This is a genomic window from Vibrio sp. D173a (assembly GCF_030248475.1).
The window spans coordinates 1-1,387 of the sequence record NZ_JAHGAH010000979.1 but is presented as its reverse complement, the minus strand read 5'-3'; the positions used below and the strand labels follow the sequence as shown (position 1 = coordinate 1,387).

Annotated in this window: 1 protein-coding gene and 2 pseudogenes; all 3 read left to right on the top strand. The window is 40.5% G+C overall.

What is annotated here, in order from left to right:
• A pseudogene (gene recA / locus KIV40_RS30710) lies at positions 1 to 277 on the top strand (recombinase RecA); the annotation flags it as partial.
• Between the two features lie 536 nt (positions 278 to 813).
• Positions 814 to 1,092 (top strand): hypothetical protein, encoded by a 279-nt coding sequence (locus KIV40_RS30705; RefSeq protein ID WP_285353069.1) that lies wholly within the window; start codon positions 814 to 816, stop codon positions 1,090 to 1,092.
• A gap of 61 nt (positions 1,093 to 1,153) precedes the next feature.
• Positions 1,154 to 1,387, top strand: a pseudogene (locus KIV40_RS30700) (thiol peroxidase); the annotation flags it as partial.

Below are 1,387 nucleotides of genomic sequence, written 5' to 3'. Positions count from 1 at the left end.
TAAGCAAGCAGAGACTCAAATCCTATACGGCCAAGGTTTCAACCGTGAAGGTGAGCTGATCGACCTAGGTGTTAAGCACAAGCTAATTGAAAAGGCAGGTGCTTGGTACAGCTACAACGGCGATAAGATTGGTCAGGGTAAAGCGAACGCTGGTAAGTTCCTTCGTGAGAACCCAGAAGCAGCGAAAACTATCGATGCTAAACTTCGTGAAATGCTACTGACTCCAGCTCAGCCTGAAGAGCCAGAGACTGGCGAAATGCCACAAGAAGAGCTGTAATTTACCTGCAGCTTGATATTGAAAGCCTCGCTTATGCGGGGCTTTTTTATGTTCGTTACCCTTAGTTGTTATTTCTCCTCTGCATCTTATTAAGTTTTTCTACCCCACTACTAAAAACTCACGGCTACTGCCTGAGAACTCTTGGCTTTGTCTTGCTTAGCTTTGCTTACTGTCGTGCCTTTGTTGACTGTCATATCTTGCTAGGGATTTGTTTCCTGTATTGCATTGTGCTGAGAACTGGAAACCAAAATTCTATGTCGTACTTTTCTTCGTGCAGGTTTAATCACAATGAAACACCTTAGTTAGATTTGAGTGTAAATCTATTTCACTATTTATCAGTGTGTTACGTTGATTGTTTTGTTGGTCGTTACATTTTTATGCGCTGATGTTTTAGTAAGGTGTGATGTTTTATCCATCATTACATTTTGCTTTGAGAAAGGTTTGTGGCTCGGTGTTATATCGAGTGATAAATTTTTTCCACGATTTGAGGTTACTGATAGTTAAGTTATTAATTTGTTTTGTTAATAGGTAAGAGAATGTCAAAGATTAAGAAAAAAGACGCAGAGTTGGCGACGCATTTGCTAGAGGAGTATCGAACGATGACGTCGATTGAATCCTTTCAACTGGATGTGCTGCAAAGCCTAGTCAAAGTGCTGTCTGCAAACATTAAGTCATTAGACGATAATGACCGTGCTGTCTTACTGAATCTTGCCAAGCAGCACATCGATGTAGAAATGGACTTTTCACAATCTGTTGGTTTCGATGATGCGCTACCAAAGCTGAGCGAATTTAAAACTGTTATTAACGTCACTTAAACAGCACGAGAAAAATAAAACAGATGACTTATTGAGTCGTCGGCAATCAAAAGGATAAATCATGAATAAAGTTACATTTCTTGGTGAAGAAGTTGTATTGGCAGGTAATTTCCCTAGTAAAGGCGAGCAACTAGTGACACCTGAATTGTGTACTCTGTCGCTTAACCCAATGACAATCTCTGATGTAGACAGCAAGTATAAGCTGATCTACCTATTTCCGAGTATCGATACTCCAGTATGCGCGGCAACGACCAAGAGCCTATCTGAACTAGCGCAACTAAACCTGAAAGATGTT